The organism is Streptomyces sp. NPDC054765, assembly GCF_053612065.1.
Genome location: NZ_JBSHBP010000062.1, coordinates 15,256 through 36,271, shown reverse-complemented (window position 1 = coordinate 36,271; position 21,016 = coordinate 15,256). Strand labels below are relative to the sequence as shown.

General features: G+C 68.0%; 17 protein-coding genes and 3 pseudogenes. 6 read left to right on the top strand and 14 right to left on the bottom strand.

The features are described from left to right. Positions 1-8: 8 nt before the first annotated feature. Both ACWGJY_RS29840 and speB read right to left on the bottom strand, forming a co-directional pair. The gene (locus ACWGJY_RS29840; protein WP_453263973.1) at positions 9-1,496 is read right to left on the bottom strand and encodes a purine-cytosine permease family protein; all 1,488 of its coding nucleotides are present in this window, start codon (positions 1,494-1,496) and stop codon (positions 9-11) included. Further along, positions 1,493-2,608, bottom strand: a complete 1,116-nt coding sequence (gene speB, locus ACWGJY_RS29835) for an agmatinase (protein WP_453263972.1) — start codon at positions 2,606-2,608, stop codon at positions 1,493-1,495. The genes ACWGJY_RS29840 and speB overlap by 4 nt, the downstream gene beginning before the upstream one ends. A gap of 888 nt (positions 2,609-3,496) precedes the next feature. Here speB and ACWGJY_RS29830 point away from each other — a divergent pair. The 3 genes from ACWGJY_RS29830 (at position 3,497) to ACWGJY_RS29820 (ending at position 6,987) form a co-directional block, all read left to right on the top strand. Next, positions 3,497-4,759: a Clp protease N-terminal domain-containing protein gene (locus ACWGJY_RS29830; protein WP_453263971.1), complete on the top strand. Its 1,263-nt coding sequence runs from the start codon at positions 3,497-3,499 to the stop codon at positions 4,757-4,759. 76 nt (positions 4,760-4,835) lie between these two features. Beyond that, positions 4,836-6,329, top strand: a complete 1,494-nt coding sequence (locus ACWGJY_RS29825; protein WP_453263970.1) for a sensor histidine kinase — start codon at positions 4,836-4,838, stop codon at positions 6,327-6,329. A gap of 4 nt (positions 6,330-6,333) precedes the next feature. After that, complete coding sequence (locus ACWGJY_RS29820) at positions 6,334-6,987, top strand: response regulator (RefSeq protein WP_453263969.1); 654 nt, start codon at positions 6,334-6,336, stop codon at positions 6,985-6,987. 228 nt (positions 6,988-7,215) lie between these two features. On the opposite strand, the pseudogene ACWGJY_RS29815 reads toward ACWGJY_RS29820, so the two are convergent. The 3 genes and pseudogenes from ACWGJY_RS29815 to ACWGJY_RS29805 all read right to left on the bottom strand — a co-directional run bounded on the left by ACWGJY_RS29815 (position 7,216) and on the right by ACWGJY_RS29805 (position 9,292). After that, positions 7,216-7,611: pseudogene (locus ACWGJY_RS29815) on the bottom strand (GNAT family N-acetyltransferase). A 423-nt stretch (positions 7,612-8,034) separates the two neighbouring features. After that, positions 8,035-8,256 (bottom strand): annotated as a pseudogene (locus tag ACWGJY_RS29810) (hypothetical protein); the annotation flags it as partial. 184 nt (positions 8,257-8,440) lie between these two features. After that, positions 8,441-9,292 carry a LysR family transcriptional regulator gene (locus tag ACWGJY_RS29805; RefSeq protein ID WP_453263968.1) on the bottom strand — a complete coding sequence of 284 codons (852 nt, stop codon included), beginning with the start codon at positions 9,290-9,292 and terminating at the stop codon, positions 8,441-8,443. Between the two features lie 81 nt (positions 9,293-9,373). On the opposite strand from ACWGJY_RS29805, the gene ACWGJY_RS29800 reads away from it, so the two are divergent. Both ACWGJY_RS29800 and ACWGJY_RS29795 read left to right on the top strand, forming a co-directional pair. Then, positions 9,374-9,868, top strand: coding sequence for a cupin domain-containing protein (locus tag ACWGJY_RS29800; RefSeq protein ID WP_453263967.1), 495 nt, complete (start codon positions 9,374-9,376; stop codon positions 9,866-9,868). A 170-nt stretch (positions 9,869-10,038) separates the two neighbouring features. Further along, positions 10,039-10,398 carry a DoxX family protein gene (locus tag ACWGJY_RS29795; protein WP_453263966.1) on the top strand — a complete coding sequence of 120 codons (360 nt, stop codon included), beginning with the start codon at positions 10,039-10,041 and terminating at the stop codon, positions 10,396-10,398. 429 nt (positions 10,399-10,827) lie between these two features. On the opposite strand, the gene ACWGJY_RS29790 is transcribed toward ACWGJY_RS29795, so the two are convergent. Together ACWGJY_RS29790 and ACWGJY_RS29785 are read right to left on the bottom strand one after the other, a co-directional pair. Then, positions 10,828-11,916, bottom strand: coding sequence for a response regulator (locus ACWGJY_RS29790; RefSeq protein ID WP_453263965.1), 1,089 nt, complete (start codon positions 11,914-11,916; stop codon positions 10,828-10,830). Beyond that, positions 11,909-12,145, bottom strand: coding sequence for a hypothetical protein (locus ACWGJY_RS29785; RefSeq protein WP_453263964.1), 237 nt, complete (start codon positions 12,143-12,145; stop codon positions 11,909-11,911). The genes ACWGJY_RS29790 and ACWGJY_RS29785 overlap by 8 nt, the downstream gene beginning before the upstream one ends. Before the next feature lie 607 nt (positions 12,146-12,752). Here ACWGJY_RS29785 and ACWGJY_RS29780 point away from each other — a divergent pair. Next, positions 12,753-12,974: pseudogene (locus tag ACWGJY_RS29780) on the top strand (transposase); the annotation flags it as partial. A 521-nt stretch (positions 12,975-13,495) separates the two neighbouring features. Here the strand turns inward: ACWGJY_RS29780 and ACWGJY_RS29775 are convergent. The 7 genes from ACWGJY_RS29775 to ACWGJY_RS29745 all read right to left on the bottom strand — a co-directional run bounded on the left by ACWGJY_RS29775 (position 13,496) and on the right by ACWGJY_RS29745 (position 20,897). After that, on the bottom strand, positions 13,496-14,452 hold the full coding sequence (locus ACWGJY_RS29775) for a M48 family metalloprotease (RefSeq protein WP_453263963.1): 957 nt from the start codon (positions 14,450-14,452) through the stop codon (positions 13,496-13,498). A gap of 313 nt (positions 14,453-14,765) precedes the next feature. Next, on the bottom strand, positions 14,766-15,083 hold the full coding sequence (locus ACWGJY_RS29770) for a Pycsar system effector family protein (RefSeq protein ID WP_453263962.1): 318 nt from the start codon (positions 15,081-15,083) through the stop codon (positions 14,766-14,768). A 185-nt stretch (positions 15,084-15,268) separates the two neighbouring features. Continuing rightward, the gene (locus tag ACWGJY_RS29765) at positions 15,269-16,390 is read right to left on the bottom strand and encodes a PE-PGRS family protein (protein WP_453263961.1); all 1,122 of its coding nucleotides are present in this window, start codon (positions 16,388-16,390) and stop codon (positions 15,269-15,271) included. A 70-nt stretch (positions 16,391-16,460) separates the two neighbouring features. Continuing rightward, positions 16,461-18,566: a hypothetical protein gene (locus tag ACWGJY_RS29760; protein ID WP_453263960.1), complete on the bottom strand. Its 2,106-nt coding sequence runs from the start codon at positions 18,564-18,566 to the stop codon at positions 16,461-16,463. Beyond that, positions 18,563-19,420 (bottom strand): hypothetical protein, encoded by an 858-nt coding sequence (locus ACWGJY_RS29755; protein ID WP_453263959.1) that lies wholly within the window; start codon positions 19,418-19,420, stop codon positions 18,563-18,565. Before ACWGJY_RS29755 ends, ACWGJY_RS29760 begins: the two co-directional genes overlap by 4 nt. 130 nt (positions 19,421-19,550) lie before the next feature. Next, the gene (locus tag ACWGJY_RS29750) at positions 19,551-20,246 is read right to left on the bottom strand and encodes a Crp/Fnr family transcriptional regulator (protein WP_453263958.1); all 696 of its coding nucleotides are present in this window, start codon (positions 20,244-20,246) and stop codon (positions 19,551-19,553) included. A gap of 372 nt (positions 20,247-20,618) precedes the next feature. After that, complete coding sequence (locus ACWGJY_RS29745; protein ID WP_453263957.1) at positions 20,619-20,897, bottom strand: hypothetical protein; 279 nt, start codon at positions 20,895-20,897, stop codon at positions 20,619-20,621. Positions 20,898-21,016: the final 119 nt, after the last annotated feature.

Genomic DNA, 21,016 nt, shown 5'->3' with positions numbered 1-21,016 from the left:
GGAAGGGGTCAATCTCTTGTGGGCTGAAGGACGCCTTCTCCGCTCACGCCATCTCTGCCGAAGCCGGCCGTCCCGGCTGGGGCGGAGGCCCGGTGGCGGTGCTTGGATCGTTTTGCCAGGACGTAGTACACCGGGCTGATGACGACGAGGCCCGCGACCCAGGAGATGTCCACTCCCCCCATGGCCTTGGCGGCCGGTCCGGTGTAGAGGGTGCTGACGACGAACGGCAGTTGGACGAGAGCACCCAGCAGGTAACAGCCCACGGCAGTCCAGTTGACGCGGCCGTAGATCCCGCCGTCGGCACGGAAGAAGGAGTCGACGTCGTATGAGCCGTGCTGGAGCAGGTAGTAGTCGACCAGGTTGATCGCGGTCCACGGCACCAGTACGTACATCAGCAACAGGATGAAGTTCTGGTATTTGACGAGGAAGTCTTCCTTGCCGGCGAGTGCGGTCGCCGTCGACGCCAGGAATATCGTGGTGGCGGTCACCGCACGGGTGACCCCGCCCGGGGACCAGCGCGGGAAGAAGGTCTGCCCGACGGTGATGACGGACAGCACGCCGCAGTACAGGTTCATCGCGTTGGTCGCGGCGATGCCGACCGAGAAGACCACGATCACCAGCGGGCTGACTTCTCCGGTGAGCGTGGTCAGTCCCTCGACCACGTTCTCGCCCGCCGCCGCCCCGACCATCGCACCGAGGATCATTGGCAGGATCGATCCCAGCGAACTTCCTGCATAGCTCGACCAGAAGGCGGGCCGGGCCCCGGTGTCGGCCGGCATGTAGCGCGAATAGTCCGACACATAGGGTGCGTAGGCCAATTGCCAGAGCGCTGATGCGCTGACCGTGCCGAAGAATCCGGCCATGCTTGCGCTTCCGTGGGACAAGAAGCCGTGCGGCAGCCCATGCGCGAAGATGATCCAGCCGAAGGCGAGCAGCAGGGCCCCGCCGGACAGATAGGTCATGACACGGTTGTAGGCATGGATGAGGTCGTAGCCGAAGCACGTGGCGGCCACCGCGATCACGCCAACGAGCACGATGCCGGCGTTCTCGCTGATGTGCACGCCGACGGTGGCCAGCGATTGTCCGGCCAGCACCAGGTTCGCGGCGAAGAACCCGATGTACATGACGATGACCAGTACGATCACCAGCAGAGCACCGTACGAGCCGAACTGGCCGCGGGTTTGCACCATCTGCGGCACTCCGAGCCGCGGGCCCTGTGCCGAGTGCAGCGCCATCAACACCGCGCCCAGCAGATTGCCGATGAGGATGCCCGCCACGGCCAGCCAGAAAGGCTGGCCGTACAGGGTGGTGGCCAGCGCGCCCGTCGCGACCGCGAGCACCATGATGTTCGAACCGAACCAGATGGTGAACAGATCGCGCGCCTTCCCGTGCCGCTCGGACGGCGGGATCGGCTGGATCGTCTTGTCCTCGATGTGTTGAGGCGCCTCGGCGGATACTTCGTCGGCGGTCTTCGTTTCCGTCGGGCGCCTGCTCATTCCTCGGCCCCGCGCGCAGCAGGGTCGTGCTGCAGGGCAGCAGTATCAGGCGGGCCGTCGGCCCGACGAGGATGGAGGTAGTCACGTTCCGTAAGGCCCAGCTTCCGCATGGCCGTCCCGGTCAAGGCCTCCATCACACACCGATGCGCGAGGAGGGCGGTGATGTTGTTCCCGACGTCGTACGGCGGCGACACCTCTACCATGTCCATACCGACAATGCCGACTTCAGCGCAGATCCGCCGAATCGCTTTGAGGAGGTCTCGGCTGGTGATGCCACCGGGCTCCGGTGTCCCCGTCCCCGGGGCGTGCGCCGGGTCGGCAACGTCGATGTCGATGGACAAGAAGAGGTGCTCAGGGCCGTCCAGCGCCTCATCGATGGCACGCTCAAGCACACTGTCGAATCCATGCCGCTCGATCTCGGCCATGAAGTGCGTCTTCATGCGTTGCTCCGCCATCCAGGCCAGCACATCCGGACCCGGCCAGAAGCCCCGCAGTCCCACCTGGACGAAATTCCGTCCGAGCACCGCGCCGCTGTCGATGAGTCGCCGCATGGGCGTTCCATGGCCTGCGAGGTTGCCTTGCTGATCCGGCGCGGCGTCGGCATGCGCGTCGAAGTGGACGATGCCGACGTTGCCGTATCCGTAGGCCTCGGCGATCGCGGTCGCATTCGGCCATGTGATGCCGTGGTCTCCGCCCAGGAGAATCGGCTTGGCACCTCCGGCAATGATTTCTCCGACGAACCGCTTCACATTGGCGAAGGTCCGTTCCGTATCGCCGACAATGATGTCCGCGTCGCCGTAATCGCAGATCGACAAGTGCTCAAAGGGGTCCACGTCGACATGCAGATGTCCGCCTCCTCCTGCCGAGGTGTACAGGCTGTCGGCGGAACGGATTGCTTGAGGGCCCATATGAGTGCCGGTTTTTCCGAAGGCGGTGCCGTCCCAAGGGATTCCGCCAATGGCAACGTCGACTCCGCCTGCTCGCAGGTCCTCCGGTGTGGTCGCGTAGGGCGACTTCTTGAACGTCTGAATCCCGGCCCAGGCGGGCTCCTCGGCGTATCGCGCCACCGGAATGGGGCCGGGGCGTCGGTGGTCGGCAAAGGGCGTATCCATGATGGGCTCCTCCTGAGGCGTCGACCAGCCCATGATCAAGGGCATGGCCTGGTCCAGAGTGAATGGTCTGGTTGGTGGTTGGCGGTCGAAAGAATCGCCTGACGCGCACCGGTTGGAGCAAGAACAAAGGTCTCTCTTCAAACCTTTGGCCGGGATGCTAGGCATGTCGCTGAGGGCTGTCAACAGGTTCTGCTGACCGACGCGTCCTTCCTCCTGAGCCTGGACATCCTGAGCGTGGGGCTGTGAGGATCAGCAGGACAGGGGCATCTCGTCAAGGCCCGGGGAGCCGGGCTCGGGCGGCTTCGTCCCGTCGTCACCCACGAAGCGACCGGTCAGCCACGACGGAGGGATGCTGAGGCCGACTGCCAGGGTTGCCGCCCGGCGCGCGGCCACATACACAGCGACTCTTCGCCCGGCGCCCGGGTTCGAAAGGCCGGCAGGACGGCCACGAGGCAAGGAAGGTACGGACGAAGGGCAGCACGTCCGCCGGCGCCCGTCGCGGCATGCCGACGGCCTGCCGGGCGTTGATGCCGGTGCGCTGGAGGAAGGCCCACTGGTCGAGCTGAGCGCACGCCCGGTCAGGGTCGTATGCCGCGGTGGGCAGCTGCGGGATGGGCGTGCGACCCGTCTCGTCCAGTCGGTATGGCTCCTCGAAAGCCGGGTTCCCTTCTCCTTTGACAGTGACGTTGGTCGTGCGCAGTGAGCTGACCTGGCCCGACCGGCTTGGATGCCAACGGGAGGCCGGTCTGCCGGTGTCGCGCCGAGCGCGATGTTCTGTGGCCGGTTTGCCGATCGGACGGGGAGCGTGGCCGATCGGCCGACGCGATGGCGCGGTGGGTGCGCTTAGCGTCGTTCGGACCAGGCCACCACTCTTTGAAAGGAACGTTGATGGGGCAGCGAGGGACGACCGTTGCAGCCGACGGCACGGCCGTGATCGGGGCGACCACGGAGTTCGAGCCGGACGTCATGGACCTGTTCGTGGAGACACTGCGCCGTGCGGTCAGGCGCGAGTTGCCGGCCGTCGGGACGGACACACTGCTGGGGGAGCTTGTGTCGGGGGACGCGGACGCCGGTGCGGCGATTGCCCCGGGCATGCGGAAGGCCGGTTCGCTCAGCGGGTTGATCACCGGCAGGGCGGGCCGCGGTTGGGTGAGCGACGACGAGGCACCCAGTGCGCCGGTCGGGGCCGGCACCGGTGAGGAAGCTGATCAGGATGCCGACGGGAAAGAGGTGGATGCCGCCTGGCGTGAGGCACGGTGGCGCGTCGGCTTCGGTGCGCGCGGATCGGCCGTGGACAGCGGCCGGGTGCTGCCCGGGATGAGCGGGGCGATCCGCGCGTGCCTGTTGCTCGCGCTCAGGTCGGCCCGCGCCGAGGGGACGATCTCCGTGCGCTGCAGGCATGTGGCCCGTGCCCTGCTGGAGCTGCCGGACACCCGGGCACGGGAAGCCCTGCTGTTGCAGCGGCTGGACGTGGCTGCCGCGTTGAGCGCGCTCGATCGACTGGACGCGAGCGCCCCGACGGAGACCGAGGGACCGGAATCCCGCGGCGTCACCCTTCTTCGCCGGGCCGGAACGCTGGGCAAGAGCGGTAACCGCTTGACCCGCGCGCTGACTTCATGGACCGCTGGGAGCACCGTGAACGGCTCACCGGTTCTGTTCGCGGTGTCCATCGAGGCCGTGCGGCAAGCCGTACGGCGCGGGCACGCCGCGGTGGAGCCGGTAGATCTTCTGCTGGGGACGCTGGCGCTGGACCGGGCACTGTTCGTCGCCGGGCGCTCGCTTCCCGGGAGCATGGAGGACGCCAACTCCGCTCCTGCCCTGATGCGCCGACACGGCGTACGGCAGGTCTCCCTGGTCTCCTCGGCTTCGGCAAGCTTGTCCGCCGCCGTCCCCGACAGCGACGGTGTGCGGCGGTCCGCCGCCGCCGAGCGGGTCATGGCGATGGCGCGGCTGTCCGCCGCCGAGCACGGGTCGCCCACGGTCGGTACGGTCCACCTGCTGTCCGCGCTGCTCGACGAGTCGGCGACGGATGCGGATGCCGGGGCCGGGGCCGGGGCCGGGGCCGGGGGCATGGTCGTCGCGCTGCTGGCTGCCGACCAGGTGGAGGTGACCGCGTTGCGGGCAGAGCTGAGCCTCCGGCTGGGCGCATGACACCCGGGCCCGCCGGGCGGCGACCGCCGCGGCTACCGTTCCTCCCGGGAGACCCAGCGGCGGGGCAAGGGAGATCATGAGTCAGGCGCCCGAATACACGCAGCTGTCGCGCCGGTCCGTAGGGCTGAAGCACACGCTGGCCGGTGTGCCGCGGTGGTTGCACCGTGAGGCGGTGGAGAGCTGGTCCGCGGTGCGTGCCGCTGAACGCCGTACGGTCGTTACCGAGACGCTCCTCTGTGCCCTGGTGGCAGCCGTCGGTCTGATGCCGCTGCTGCCGGCGCCCCCGCATCGGCTGGCGTCGGCCGTATGGGGGGCGTTGTGGGCGACGGTGCTCGTCCCCGCCCGGCGCGGCCGGCCGGTCGCCGCGGTCCTGGGTTCCTCTGCGCTGGTCGTGGGTGACAACGTGTGGACCCTGGCGGTGGCGCCGCTGGTCGTGCTGTCCGCCACCCGTCGTATCGCACCGCCGCGGCGTGTGTGGCAGCTCATCGGGGTGGCCTGCGCCGCTGTCGGTGTCCTGACCGTCGCTCGTGCCCTGGTTCGGCCGGAGGCTCTGCTGTCGGAACTGGCCGAGAACGCGGTCTCGGCGGTGCTGCTTCTTCTGCTTCCGGCTCTGGCCGGCACCCTGCTGGGGCGACGGCGGCCCCTGGTCAGCTTGCTGCGGGAACGCAACGCCTATCTGGAGCAGGCCCGTGTGCTGACCGCCGCGGCGGCCCGGCTGGAGGAACGGACCCGGATCGCCGGAGAGATGCACGATCTCCTGGGCCACCGGCTGAGCCTGATCTCGATGCACGCCGGGGCGCTTGAACTCGGCGCCGCGCGGCAGGCACCCGCCTTCGCCGCACAGGCCGAGTTGCTCCGCACGACAACCGGTACGGCCATGGAGGAACTACGCGAGATCCTCGGTGTCCTGCGGCACGAGAACATGACCGACCCGACGGACCGGACCGGAGACGAGAGGGGAACGCGTGCGGACATCACCGCTCTCGTGAGGGCATCCCAACAGACAGGCAGCACCGTCGAGTTGGAATGGTCCGTTCCCGACACGGCCGCGCTGGGTCTGCGTACGCGTCAGGCGATCCACCGGGTGGTCCGCGAAGGGCTGACGAACGTGCTGAAACACGCGTCCGGCGCGCCCACCAGGGTGGTGGTGAGAAGCACGGACAGAGGTGTCGAAGTGTCCGTCACCAACGAGGAGCCCCCCGCATCCGGCCACTCCCACGGGGGAAGTCACAGCGGGCTGGCCGGCTGCCAGGAGCGCCTCTCGTTGCTCGGCGGCACGTTCCAGGCAGGCACCTTGCCGAATGGTGGATTCCGCATGGTGGCTTGGCTGCCCACGCCCGGGAACGAGCCCCTGGGATTCGCCGCGCTACAGGGGGCCTTTGCCGAACCCCTTCCAGACCCGGCCCGCCTTCCATCCGACGGCATCGGACAAAGAGGGGCCCGAGCCCCGCTGCGGGACGAGATCCTGACCTGGCCGCGACTCCTGGGATCGGGCTGCGTGGCGCTGCTCGTGACCCTGCCCACGGCCGCCTTCCTCATCATCCTGCTGGTCCACGCGGCCCTAAGATGAGCTGATGATCCGAGTCCTGGTCGCCGACGACGAGGCGCTGATGCGCGTGGGAATCCGGCTGATTCTGGAGAACGCCGAAGACATCGAGGTGGTCGCCGAGGCGGGCGACGGTCGGGAGGCCGCCGCAGCATGCCGCGTCCAGGACATCGATGTCGCCCTGCTCGACATCAACATGCCGGACAGCGACGGAATCACCGCTGCCGAGGACATCGCCCGCCTCTCGCCCCGCACCTGTGTCATGATGCTGACGGCGTTCAGCGAGGAAGCGGGTGTGACGCGCGCCCTGCGGGCCGGTGCGAGCGGATTCCTCCTCAAGGACACCGGTCCCGCCGAACTGATCCGCGCCGTGCAACTCGCCGCCAGAGGTGAACCGGTACTCGCACCCCGGATCACCCGGCAGCTGCTGGAACGGCACGTGAAGTCCGGCCGGGACACCGAGGCCGCGCTACGCCGGACCGGAGAGCTGACCCCGGCCGAACAGGATGTCCTGCGGCTGCTGGGCACCGGCCTGTCCAACGCGGAGATCGCCGGTCAGCTGTATCTGAGTGCCGGCACGGTCAAGGCACACATCAGCCGGATTCTCACCCGCACCGGCTGCGCCAACCGCGTACAGGCCGCCGTCCTCGCCCACGACGCCGGGCTGCTCACCGATCGTTGAACTGGTTCTCCACGGTCCCGCACCAATCGACGACCTTCGCCGAGCCGTCCGCGCGGCGCACGAAGCGGTCCGGCTGGGTTCGCTGTCAAACACCTCGAAAGGATGGCAGCGGTCATCCGTGCCTTGGCTCCGTACACGAGAAGGGGCTCTGGCTCAACTTGTGTGGTGGCACCACTGTGCGTGATGACTGAGATTCCGTGTAGCAGGCCAGGGACTTGGCTCACCGCGCTATAGGGCGATCAGTCCGGCTGCCGTCTCCTTGAAGCCACAGGAATTGAAATAGAAGGGACGCAGGTGCTCCTCGAAGTCGACGTGAAGCCACTCGCACTTCGCGGCACGGGCTTCTTTAGCCGCAGTTGCGACGAGCGCGGCTCCGACTCCCCTCGACCGTCGGTGCTGCGCGACCACCGTGTCCAGGATGAAGGCATGAGCTCCGCCGTCCCAGCCAACGTTGACGAAGCCGATCAGAGAGCCGTCTTCCCATGCACAGATCCAGCCGAGGCTGTGGCGCTCAAGTCATTCTCGCCAGTCGGTCTGAGCGACCGGGTGACCGAAGCCGTCGGCATGTAGAGCGTTGAGGGAGGCGTTGTTGAAGTCGCTCCGCCATTCGTACTTGATCGTCACGCCCCGATCGTATGTCCGTGCCGGGCCTGGTACTGACCGGATTATGGAGCGAGGAGAACCCGCTTGCAGTTGAAACCCGGCGCGGCCGAACATCTGGCGCTTGAGCATCTTGATCCGGTTGACATGGCGTTCGACCGCGCCTGAGCTCCAGGGCAAGGTGAGTCCGGCGATGACGGCGTCGAGATCGCGGCTGCGGCTGACTGACACCCCGAGAACGCGAGCGATGCGGGCCCCGGCCTGGCCCGCGAGGGCCAAACCGACCGCGGCCAGGGTCGAGCGCAGCCGCTCGGTTCTTTGACCGTGCCGGCGTGTCAGGCCAGGTAGCTGCTCGACGAAGGTACGGCGTGCGCAGCCCGAGTTCCCGCAGGCGAACCGACGGACTCTCAGCCGGAGAACAACGCTTCGTCCACCGCTCGGAACATCAGTGGGAAAGTGCAGGTAGGAGCCATGAACGTGGTTCGACCAGATTCCGCAGGCTGGGCAGACAGCGCCGTCCGCGGTGCATTGGGCGTCAACGCGTACTTCTCGACGTTCACGTCCACCGACAGCAACACAACGTCCGCGATCGACGGGAACAGCAACTCCTTCAGTTGGAGTACGACCTCCTCCACGGGCCCGAACTGTCAGCCCAACAACCGTGCCCATGGGCCGTTTTCGGGCGACTTCACGCGCGGCTCAGAGGAGCCCGGCAGTCACTCGGAGTGGCCGCGTCACAGAAGTTGAGCCAGAGCCCGAGAAGGGACAGCAGATGTTCACCCTTCAGGAGGCAGTTCCGAGGGTCGCGGCGTTCGAATTGTTCACGAGCTGTGGCAGCACTGATTGCCGGCGCTCAGTCTCGGTACGCGGCGGTCGCGGTCTCGATGAAGGATCGGATCAACGGGTTGGTGTCACCTTTGTTCCACACCGCCACCACTCGGCTCGGCGCCATGTCGGTCAGCGGCACCGCGGCCAGCTCCGCATGCAGGTCGTGTCCGAGCGGGGCCAGGCCGACCGTGCCGTTCCACAGCACGGCCTGCAGGCATTCCTGGACGGCGCGCACCACTGGGCCCTCGCGCGAACTGCCGCCGTTCCAGTACGACTGCCAGACGGGGTCGGTCCCCTGCGGGAACTGGAACCAGCGGCGGTCGTTCAGGTCGGCCAGCCGTAGTCGGTCGTGGTGGGCCAGCGGATCGTCGGCGCGCAGGACCACGCCGACCGGATCTGCCCGCAGCTCACGCACTGTCAGGGCAGTCTCGTCGAACGGCGCCCGGGTCAGGGCGACATCGACCAGCCCGGTGCGCAGCCCGCAGGTCGGGTCGGTCAGGTCGGTGTCGCGGATGCGGATGTCGATGCCGGGGTGGCGTCGGCGGTATGCGGCCGCCAGCCTTGCCGCTGCCGGGTCGGTGCCGTCACCCAGGATGCCAACGGTGATGGTGGCGACGCCGGCCGCCGCGCTCACGCGTAGGCGGACGCGGTCGGCATGGTCGAGCAGTGCCCGCGCCTCGTCGAGCAGCACCGTACCGACCGGGGTGAGCGTGACGCCGGCGGCCGAGCGGGCGAACAGCAGGGCCCCGACGGTGGCCTCCAACTGTTTGATCGCCCGGCTCAATGGCGGCTGGCTGATATGCAGTCGGGTGGCGGCCCGGCCGAAGTGGAGTTCCTCGGCGACGGCCACGAAGTAGCGCAAGGTCCGTAGCTCCACGCTGCAACGATACCCACGAGATATCGGCGTTGCGGAATGGGTCTTGGACAGCCGTGGGGCCTTGGCCGTGCACTTGTGGGCATGACCGAAGAAGCAAAGACCATCGAGCCGCAGGCCGGTCCCGCCGTATCGGTGGTCGGTCCCGGCGACGGCGAGACCATCCTCCTGGGCCCCACGCGCATGCGCATCCTTGAGGACGGCAGCCGCACCGGGCACCGCCTCGCGATCGCCGAGTCCGTCCTCGCCCCGCACACCCAGGGACCGCCGCAGCACCGCCATGCCGGACACGACGAGGGCTTCTACATCCTCTCCGGCACCGTGCGGTTCACCGTCGGGGACGAGGACCACGACGCTTCCGTGGGCACGCTCGTGATGGTTCCGCCCGGCACCCCGCACACTTTCGCCAACCCGACCGACCAACCCGCCGTCATGCTCAGCACCTTCACCCCCGATCTGTACGTGCAGTACTTCCGAGACCTCCAGGACATGCTCGCCGCCGGCCGGCCGCTGACGCCACAGGCCGGCATCGAGGCGATGAGCCGCTACGCGACCAAGCCCGCCGCCGACTCCGCCTGAGGCCGGCGGGAAGTCCCGGCCACGCTCCTCCCGACCGGCAGGCCGGGGGCGCTCCCGTCTTTCGGCGGCCGGGCCCCTCCGGTCACGGACCGGGCCTTCGCCCGGGGCTTTTCCGGCAACCGACGCAACCGACGGGTCCCCGAGAACCGGGTGACCCATGAACGGGAATCATGAACATCGCCTATTGGATCGTCGCGGGACTGCTCGCCCTCTTCTACCTCTACGCGGGCGCGATGAAGGTGATCCGCAGCCGTGACCAACTCCGGTCGATGATGGCCTGGGTCGACCGCATGCCCCTGGCTGCCATCAGGACGCTGGGGGCGGTCGAAATACTCGGTGCGTCCGGGCTGATCCTGCCGCCGCTGACCGGCATCGCTCCCTGGTCGGCGTCGGCCGCGGCCATCGGGTTCGTACTCCTGCAGACCGGTGCGGTCGCCGTCCATCTGACCGGCGAAGACCACTCGATCACACTCAACGTCGGGCTCATCGCCACCGCGGCGGTGACCATCTGGCTGGCCACCGGGCTGTGAGCGGGCACTGCCCTCGATACGGAGCGCAGCCTCAGGACGAGCGGCGACTGAACGCCGGCCCCGCGTCCACCGCGAGGGTCCTCCCATAAGGGCGGTCCCTGGCTCAGGCCAGGGGCCGCCCTCATCTTCCTGTGCTCCGCAGTGACCACCATCAGGCTGCGAGGGCATGACGCTCGGCTCTGTCGCCCGTCACGTCGTCCCCGCCGTCCGCCTGCGGGCTCTCCAAGCCGAACCCGCCGGCCCGACGCCTTGCTACGCAGGTGGCGGCGAGCCGGGCCCATCACTCGGCCGGCTGAGGTCTGGTGGGTTTCCCAGGGGCTGCTGCGATTGCTGGCCGACTGCGGTGGTCGCGTCCTCCGTCCGCGCAGACCAGGACACAGGCGTCCACCAACGCACGGAGTCACCGCATTGGGGCGCAGAGGCACGTGGTCACGGTGATGGCACGCGTAGGCGGCGTTCGAGGTAGATCGCCGTGAAGACCGCGACCTTGGCTCGCAGGGCCCAAGGGTCGAAGGGTTTGCTGATGTAGTCGACTGCGCCGGCGGCGTAGCCTCGTGCGGTGTGCTCAGGGTCGGTGCCCATGGCGGTGAGGAAAATGATGGGGACGTCGCGGTTGCGGGCACGGCGCTTGATCTGGGCGGCGGTCTCGTAGCCGTCCATCTCAGGCATCTGCACGTCCAAGATGATGACCGCGAAGTCGTCGTGATCCAGCAGGGCTTTGAGTGCATCCCGGCCAGATCTCACCGTAACGAGTTCCTGGTCGAGCGTTTCCAGCACCGCGGTCATCGCAAGGAGGTTGTCGGACTGATCGTCCACCACGAGAATCTTGGGCATCCTCGTGTCCGTCGCAGTCGGAAGCGCGACGGTCGGCAACTCGACAGCTTCAAGCTGCCGCTCCAGCAGCTCGCACCGGGCTTCGGCGGCCGCGCGCTGCTCCCTCACAGTCTGGAGCTCCTCCCCCAGCTGGAACACCTGCTGTTGCAGAGCGTCGCGCTCTTCCAACAGCTGAGAAAGGTCGGGGTGGGCCGCCGCAAGCTGGTCAGCGCGTGCGCGCTCGGCCTTCCAATCCGCCTCCAGCTGCCCTAACCGCACCTCCAAATCGGCGATGCGGTGAGTCCGGTCCAGCAGAGCATCACCCACAACGTCTCCACGCACCCTGGAGCGCCGAGAGACCCGGTCCGCATCGGCAAGCTGCTCCTCCAAGACCTCCACCGCGTGCTTCGGCATCGAACAAGCATCGACCGCAGACCTGTAGAGCTCGCGCACGAGTTCCACAGCATCACTCGTCACCGCAGTGCCTCGATGCTCGGCGAGGTCGGCCAGCAGATCGGTGACGACTCTCCACGGAGGTAACCGTGTGCCGTTGAGGTAGCGCGAGAGCGTACCGGGGTCACGGCGGCGCCGGGCAGCGTAGCGACGTACCGACACCTCCAGGCCCTCGAACAGCTCCCGGAGCGCCTGGGCAAGAGCCCGCGATTCCTCCGGAAGATCACTCCCCAGCGGCCGCAGTTCACCCACGGTCCGCCCCCTCCCCGCGCCGGCCCGCCTCAGCCTTGCCTCGTTCGGACTCGGCGACGATAAGCCGGTTGAAGAACGACACCGCCGCGCCTACTGCAGCGAGCCCGACGAGCACGCTCTGCGGGACGCCTTCACCGGCCATCCAGGACAGCAACGCCGCGACCGCCCCACCGAGCACAGCCAGCAAGAACACCAACGTCGTTCTGAGCGACAGCAGGGGCCGATCCACGGCATCTCCATCCATCCGCCCCGCGCAGGGCGGGCGTTTCTCACCCGGGCGGCCGAATGCCGAACGGTTGGCACACAGCATGGAGGGCGACAGCACCGTTGCATGCCGGGAACTCCGGGGCAGAGCATCGAAGTTGCGCGCTGCCCACGGTCACCCACGCCTGCCACCCGTCCTTCATGCAGCTCACAGCCCCGAGGCTCCATGCCGTTGGCTCTGTGTTGCCGCGCAACGTGGGCGACACGAACATCTGCGCGAACCCGATTCCTCCGCGGCAGTCGATAGGGGCCTTCCCTCCCTGTTACGCGGGAGATGGTCGCGCGATCGCTGAGGGGCTGTCCGCGTCGATACAGCTTCGAGCGACCCCCGTCGGCAGCAGCCCGGAGAACCATCCGACTCGCGTTGGGGCCGTCCTTCGCAGCGCTGTTGCTGGATGCGCACAGCTACCTCAGCGGCCGCAGACTGCGTCCGGCGAAGATCGATGCTTTCACCTCGCGCTTTCACGAGGTGTGCTGTCCGAGGCTTGATCGCGAACGCGAGAAACGCTCCTGACCTGCAACGAGGACTTGTCGAGGGTCCTGATCGTCGTAGTTCAAGGAGCACTTCTCAGGTGAAGAAACGTATCGGGTCCTATCCGCGCGTGCGTGTCGAGGGCGGCGGTCGCGGAGTCGTCTCGCAGGCGGGGGCCGCGCTGCTCTTGGAGACAGCCCACAAGTCCGGTCTGGATCAGGCGATATCGGCGGCACTCGCGCCGTGGCGGCGGCCCCGTGCGGTGCACGATCCGGGCAAGATCCTGCTGGATCTCGCCGTTGCGATCGCGTTGGGCGGGGACGCGGCCGAGCCGGTCCACCGCTGCGGCGACGAGGCCGTCATACGACCCCCGCTCGTCACGAAGCCACGGGCCGAGCTTGGGCCGGGTGACCGGGGCTGTGGCTCCCGGTACCTCCCGGTCGTCGGCCCAGCCGATGACGGGCCCGCCGACAGATGCCGCGGCTGTCAGCACGTCCTCCCGTTGACGCTCCGGGGACGACGTGGCCAGCTTCATACGGGACAGCCGCCGCACGCCGAGCAGGCACTTTCCGCATCCGTCACAGGGGCGTTCGATCATTTCCAGGTCCGTACCGCGCAAGGTCTCTCCGTTTCGGGCACGCAGGGTACGGAGAATTCGCGGCCACCCCCAGGACGATCTTGTTCAGCCCAGGAAGCTCAGTCGAACCTGACGGTTGACATGGGAGATGTTGGTGTCCGCCAAACTCCGTTAAAACAACCACTACATGTACCTCACACACGTATGCTGAGCAACGCCGGGTTGAGTGGCGGCGGCCCGCGCCCGGGATGCGACTTGCGGCAGGCTCATCGTTGCGTTAGATACGGCGCGAGGTGGTGCAGGCGCGTGTGGTAGTCGGGGTGCGAGGACAGGAGCTGTCCCAAGACGCCCTGTCCGCGGCCGCGAACTGGGGTTCTGGTGCCCATCGCAGCCGTTTTACCGCACCCGGACAGGGCGGAAGCCGTCACGGATCCACTCTCCCGATCCGCCGCCTGCATCATGTGCAACACCTCGGCGAGCATCGGCCCGAAGCCGGCCGCTGCTGCATGGTGATCCGCCCGTACTTCGGCCCTGCGGGTCACGACGGCGAGCAGATACGGGGCAGCGGCCAGCGTCAGAATGACGTACCAGTACTCCAGCGCCACCAGCAGGACGGCAGCACCCGCCGCCAGAAGCAGCGCTGCCGCCCAGAAGCCCATGCGCCCATGCCCGATGTCGGTGACAAGCCGGATCAGCCTCCGCACAACAGCCCACGCAAGACGTCCCGGAACCGCATACCACTGTCCCAGGAGAGAGGCCCATGCATGGCCGCGGACGTGGTGCCCCAGTTCATGAGCGAGTACCGCGGCCAGCTGGCCATCGGACAGACGCTCCAGCGAAAACCGGGTAACGCCTACGATGTGGCCTGCCGCGGCCAGCGCGTTCAAATGATCGCTGTCCTCGATCCACAGCTCGTATGCGCGGCCCTCGACACCCGTCCGTGCGGTCACTGCCCGCCACAGTGGTTCCAGCCGGCTCAGTTCCCGTGGGGTGGGGTGACGAAGGTTCAGCAGATGGCGGGCGAGGCCTCTCTCCGTGGGGCGGTGAAACGCCATGGCCCCCGAAGCGAGCCAGAGCAAGCCCCCCAGCCAGCCCATGTCAGGGAGCAGGAGCTGAGAGAGCACTGCAACGATCACCAGGCTTGCGAGGAACAAGGGCAACTGCAGAAGCAGTTGGACTATGGCCGTAGCATCGATACTCCGCTGCCGTTTGGCGAGATGCACACGCCCACGGTGGCCGAAGTCCTCGTGCGGCTCACGCTTCCCGGGGTCTGGGCCGGATTGGCCCTCCGGCCCGCCGCCATGGCGGGCGGCATCGTACTGCGTCGTGCTGCCCGGGTACGGCGGCGGAGGCGGGATCGTCTCGTTCGGACAGTGCGGGGACGGAAGGGCTACAGCAGCCGGGTAGGCCGGATGATCGGGCAGGAAAGTGCGGCCAGGATGGGCGGGATCGGGAGGAGCGGTCATGGTAGCTACCTGTCTAGGCGTACGGCCCGGTTCGTGACGACGCAGTAAGTGGCATGCCGGTGACGTGCGTTCAGCCGATGAGTTGTGCGATGGCCAGAAGCACCACTCCCGTGCAATAAGCGGCCAGGCCTGTCCGGATCCACCAGTGCTTGGCACCGACGATGCGGCTGTTCTGGGCCAGCGCCTCGAGTACCCCATCGGCCTGGTTTGCCTCGGTGACGGCGAGGGCCTCTGCGAGCCGACCGCCCTCCGCGGCCCGGCGGATGTCGTCGAAGTACGTCAACGGCCGCTCCGGAGACCACCGGCTGGTGCCGTACCGGGGCAGGACGGCGAGGAGCAAGCACCCCAGTGCCCCGGCCAGAGCGGCCATGGCTACCCACAACAGCATGCTCCCGGGGACGGAGAGCCCCGATAAAGACCAACCGTGGGCCGCGACCAGGCCACCGAGCAGACTCACGGTCATGCTCATGACCCCAAGAAGCAGAGACGCCTTACTGTCCGCACGGGCCGTCTCGGAGCGCAGCTCCGCAAGCAGACGGGCCCCCACGGACGGGATCTCCGTCCCGCTGCTGCTCATCGCTCCTCCTCGGCGCTGTTGGCGGACGCCTCGTCCCTCTGCTTGTGGAAGTGCACCGGGGTGCCGGTGGGCCCTGCCCAGGGCAGGGAGTCCGGTGCGGGAGGAGCAGAAGCGATACCGGGCAGGTTGCGGGCGAGGAGCCCCTCCAGGATCTCCACGGCCTGTTTGTTCAGTCCCGCACGCTGGTAGTCCTCCGGATTCCCTTCCTTCAACACCTGAAGGGCGACCTCGGACTGACTTCGGATCAGGGCCAGTTGGTCCCTCTGCAGGTTTTCCATCACCAGCCGGGAATCCTCCGGATGCTGCGCCAGGTGCAGGGCCCACATCGCCACGCCGCCGTGCTGGAGGTAGTACTCGTAGTAGCGGACCTTCTCTGCTTCCAACTGCCGTGCTTCCTCATCCTGGCGACCCTGCAGCATGACCAGTTCGTGATCGTGCTGGGCCCGCTCCACATCCCGCTCCGCCCTGAGCCGATCCTCCCGCATTGCCAAGTCGTGTGACATGTCCAGCTGTTCGTCGGTGTACCGGATTCGGCGTAGCTCCCGCTGGTGGGCAATGGCCGCGTCGTCCGGCCTGAGCCGTACGGCACACGACGTGCGCAGCCCGGCTTCGTCTCCCAACTCGCCCACCCTGGCGAGCACCTGGCACACGGCGCGTTCGGCATCCGCACTCCGGTCGATCGGAAAGCCACGGCTGACCGGGTACATCAGCTGCTCCAGCCGGCGCTTCAGGAGAGCGGGCACGTTCCGCTCTCCGCTGGCCACGAACTTTTGCGGCCGGAAGACTTGCCAGGTCAGCTCTACCTCGGCGGTGAAGTCAAAGGCGTCGTTGCCGCTGGGCAGCAACAGCGACACGGTGCAGGTGTGCACCCCCATGTCGACTTCGTAGACCGCGGTGTACCGCCTGGTGGCGAACAGAGGGCGCGTCGGCCGATGAGGTGGCAGGTAAACATCGAACTCCCCTTTGTCCGTGGTGAAGACCAGCGCATTGTCGATTCGGCTGTACCCCTTGCGGTGGTCGAACCGGGACAACTGGCGCACGGTCAACACCGGGTCGACCAGCTCACTGTGCCGGTTCGCTCCCTGGTCCCAGTCGGGCTCGCGGCGGATGTCCACCATGGTTCTTCTCTCCTCACTCAGTGGTGATCCGGAATTTCGCGGCCCGTGGCCGCAGACGAGAGGCGGCGCCTTACAGCACGGCCATCAGACGATGGGCTACCGCGGGCGGGCCGCCCCCTCGCCGGTCGGGCAGTGTCCCGAGCATGTGATCGAGGCGCTTTCGGTCCTCATCGGAGCCGACAAGCGTCGGAAGCAGCATCGCCAGTTCCCGCTCGGCCTGCGGATCGCCGTCCGCCTCAAGGACCCATCCGGCCAGGGCCTTCAACGCATCGGCTGTGTACCTCAGGTCACCAAGGGCTGTCTGCCAGAGCAGGGACAGCCACCGTGCCTTCTCGGTAAGGCCGCTTGCGGCGGCCTCCGCGTGCCACCGCAGCAACAACCGGCTGTCGGCGCGCGCGCAGGCCAGGACAAACGCGTGCAGCGTCAGGCAACGGCCGGCAGGCCCGTCCCGGAGGAGTTCGACCAGGCCCCGCAGCACCCGGCTGCGCACCGATGCCGATTCGTCGCTCAGCAGCAGCGCGGCGGACTCGGCGATGTGCTGCGCCTCCTGCTCGTCATCCCCGGTGCGAGCGGCTTTCGCCAACGCCTGCAGCGCTTCGTCGGGCATCCTTGGGCCCACCAGGGCGTAGGCCCGGATGGCTGTCCAGCGAAGCCGTGGTCCGGCCTCCTCCTCGCACCAGGAACGCAGGATCGGCGGGATGTTCGGGGCACCGACGGCGTGCGCCGTCGCGAGGGCGTTGGCGGCGACGAGGCAGTCGCGGTAGAGCTTCGACTTCGCCCAGTCCTCGATGAGCAGGGCCATCGCCGACGGCAAGTCGGTCTGGGCGAGCACCGCGGCGGTCACTGCCGCGCGGGTACGCACCAGCGGCCGGCCGTCCTGTGCGAGCTTCCGGAGCCACGCGAGCAGAGCAGGCCGCGCGGAGGGGTGGCTCGTCCAGACCTCGCGGAGGACCTCGACCGAGGCTCTGGGCTCCTGGAAGCGGGCCACGCGCTGGCGCACGGGGCCCCACTCGGTGTGCTCCTCTTTCCAGTAGTCGACAGCTCGGGCCAGGCGCAGGCGTTTGGTGATGGACGTCCCGAAGATGCCGACCCTGGGCTCTCTCCCTGCGTCCTCCGTTCTCTGGAACTCCGCGTACAGGGTGTCGCTGAGCTCCGCGGTCAGGGCGTAGGCGGCCTCGTCGAACGCTGCCAGGGAGATGAGGAACGCCTTGTCCCGGAGCTGGGTTTCGTCGCCCCCGAACCATTCCCGGACCTGCTCCCGGACCAGTCTCGGGCCGACGATCGCCAGCTCCTCCCGAGTAGTCGTCCCGTCCGCGTGTCCGGCCAGTGCCTTCGCGAACGCCGCCGCTTCCCGCAGCTGGTGGTCGTCCCGGTCGAGGAACTCCTGGGAGAGTTCCAAAGCCAGCAGCTCGCGCTCCCTCCGTGGCTCGTCCACCAGGGCGTGCAGGTGTGACCGGAGCACAGCCTGGGGCGACGGCGGCACCCATGGGACGGGGTCGACGCCCCGCAGGGTCGCGAACAGGTCGACGGTGATAACCAGATAGGCGTCCTTCTCCCGGAGGGCGTCCCGCAGGGCCCACAGGTCGATGTCGCGCAGTGGGTTCTCCCTGCCCGTCACCAGGTCGCTCACGAGGTAGCCGTGCGAATCGCTGTTCACCTCGTCCTTCAGCGCGGTCGGCGGGGTGTTGGGGTCGACGGCGCGTACGGGCACGGCGTCCAGGGAGCGCAGCAGCATCAGGGCAGCGCTGCGGCGGCCGGTGAAGGGCGCGCCGTACAGCACGAGTACCCGCTTCTCGCGCAGCCGGTCGCGCAGGGGGTGCACGAACTCCTCGTACCCGGCGAACTCCATGGCGAGTTCGTCGAGTTCGGACGAGGGGATGTCTCCGGAGGTGTGGGTGGCGGCGCCGAAACGGTAGTGGTGCTCCACCTTCGTGCCGAGAACGACGTCGCCTCCGACGTTGCCCCCGCTGACCCCGGTCTGGTCGCCGCCGACCAGGCTGCCGCTGACCGCGGCCGGTACGTGCTCGTACAGCTCACGCCGCGCTGCCCAGGGATCCTGCGGGCGGTCGTCCTCCGCCTCAGTGTGCTCGTCGTTGGTCTGCTCCTGTTGGTCGGCCGCCGGGCCGGTGTCGTCCTGGGAGCGATCCGCCTGCTTGTCACCAGGCTGCTCGCTCATGCCTGCTCGCTCCGGCCCTCGTGCCGGACAGAGCCCATGACGACGTCCCCGGTGACGTGGCCGCCGCTGACCCCGGTCTGATCGCCGTTGACCTGGCTGCCGCCGACCGACACGGTCCCGCCGTTGAACGCGAATGCTGCCCCGGTGCTCGCAGGCACTGAGCCAGGCGCCACGGGAGCCTGCCCGCCGGCGTCCTTGGGCGCACCCCCGCCGCCGCGCCCGGCGGGCGCGGGTCCCGGGGCAGGGACGGTGGTGACGCGCGGGATCGGACCGTGCAGCCACAGGTCGAGCCGGTCCTTCTTCACGGACACCGCGGCATGGTGGAACTCCTCCGGGCGCAGTCCGCGGTGTCCGTGGCGGACCACTCCTTCGTAGACGGGGGACGACACTCCCAACACACAGTCCGCGTCCCGCTGCGCGAGCCCTTCGCGCAGGGCGTCGGCATCGAGCAGCCGGCAGGACTGGTTGAGGTCGTGGCCGACGAGCCCGCCAACCGTGCCCTGCTTCGGGTCGAAGGCGACCTCCCCTGCGGCCAGTACCATCCGCAGCCGCATCTGGGCACTGCTCGATGCCAGCCGGTTGTACTGGCACAACGCATCCGGGGTGGTCGTCAACAGGGCCCGGAGAAGCATAGTTTTCGGGATGTCGGCGCTGACCAGCACGATCAGGCCGTCCCCGCGGTCCTCGCGGTACTGCATGTTCCTCTCGACACCCGCCTCGGCCAGGGTGTCCTCCACCACGTTGTGCAGTTCCCGGCGCAGGCAGGCCTGCACCACATCGCCCCGTCGGCTGAAGTCCTCGATGTCCAGCAGCAGAATGGTGCGGTTGACGGGTTCTGTCAGGGCCAGAGTCATAGGTGCCTCTCGGACGGTCGGGCTCGGTCCGGAGCACTATCTCGTAGGGGTCTGACAGTGGAGAAGGAACAGCTGCACACAGCGTCTGTAGCCGATGGCACACAACTCACCCCGGCTGCGGAGCCGTCGGCTATTCGCCGCCCCCGATCCGGCGCAGCAGGTCCGGGCGGACGATGACCAGTCCTCTGCGGCTGGTGCGGACGATGTCGCGTTCCCGCAGCTCTTTCAGAAGCCTGGCCACCGCCTCACGGGAGGCTCCGACCGCGCCTGCCAGCTCGTGCTGGCTGAGACCGGTGGTCAGGCGCACCCCCTCCGCATCCTGCACCCCGTGTGTGCGCGACAGCTCCAGGATCAGGAGCGACAACCGCTCACGAACCCCGAGCGCTCCTTGCTCCACGCGTCGCCGGTCGCTGGCCTGTGTCCGGTCCCCAATGAGGCTGAGCAGTTGGAGGGAAGTAGCCGGGAACTCCGCGAGATGGTCCAGGAATCTGCCACGCTCGATCGTGACGGCCTCGACCTTTCCGAGTGCGGCGACCGTCGCTGAGCGCGAGCGGCCGCTGACTGCGGAGGCCTCACCGACGATGTCGCCCGGCCCCCGCAGGGCAAGCAGGGCTTCGTAGCCGTTGGCTGCGGAGTGGATGACCTTGGTCCAGCCGGCGAGGATGACCATCACGTGGGTGGACGGTTCGTCCTGATGCACCAGGACGGACCGCGGGCTGTACTTCATGGGCCGGCCCAGCTCCAGCAGTGCGACCCGCTCCTGGTGCTCCAACCGGGCCAGGAATGGAACTTGGTCGTCGAGCCTGCTGGCTCGTGAGGGCGTCATGGGATCGGACTCCGCGGGGACGGCCGCTAGTCCCGGCTGCCCCGACACAGGGTTGACCACGCCGTCGGTATCCACCCGCACTCCCCCAAAGCCGCGTCACTCCACGGTACTTCAGCGAAGTCTTCCTTTCACACCCTGCGCATCCAGCCTATGGCACACGAACCAGAGCGCCCCATTTGAGCGCGTGCTCCTGGCGCCGACAAAGACCTGCACGTGGGCAGGTAGGACACCGTCGGCGTCGGCCCCACCAAGCAAAACGGCACGGCGAACGACCGGCCCCCAGCCGTGGCTCCCGAGAGCGCACGAGAGCCGCCACCCTGACCAGGCCCTGCAGGGAATGACCTGCCCAAGGTCACCCCAGGAAGCTCAGCCTCACCTTTCGGTTCGGATTGTCGATGTTCGTATCCACCAACATCCGTTAAGACAACCGTCAAGGTAGCTGATCGCGCCCTCGGCGTGGCTGATGACCGAAACCCCATCGTGCTTGTCACAGCCGGGATGGTCGGTCATCCCACCCTCGCCGGTCAGCCACAGACCTTCGCCTTGGCCCGGCCCACCGGTCAACTGGTCGTCCATGGCCTCTACCGACGCAGCCTTCGGAGGCTCAACGGCCTCGGACACGATCTCACTGGTCTTCGATGCATCCTCCATGATCGGGAGTGCATCGAAAGTCCAACCGCCCCGTCCTGGTGCACTTCCCCGAATCAGACATTCTGACCAGGCATGCCGGCCACGCCGAACCCATTGACCCCACCGCCCCGGCCGGCCCG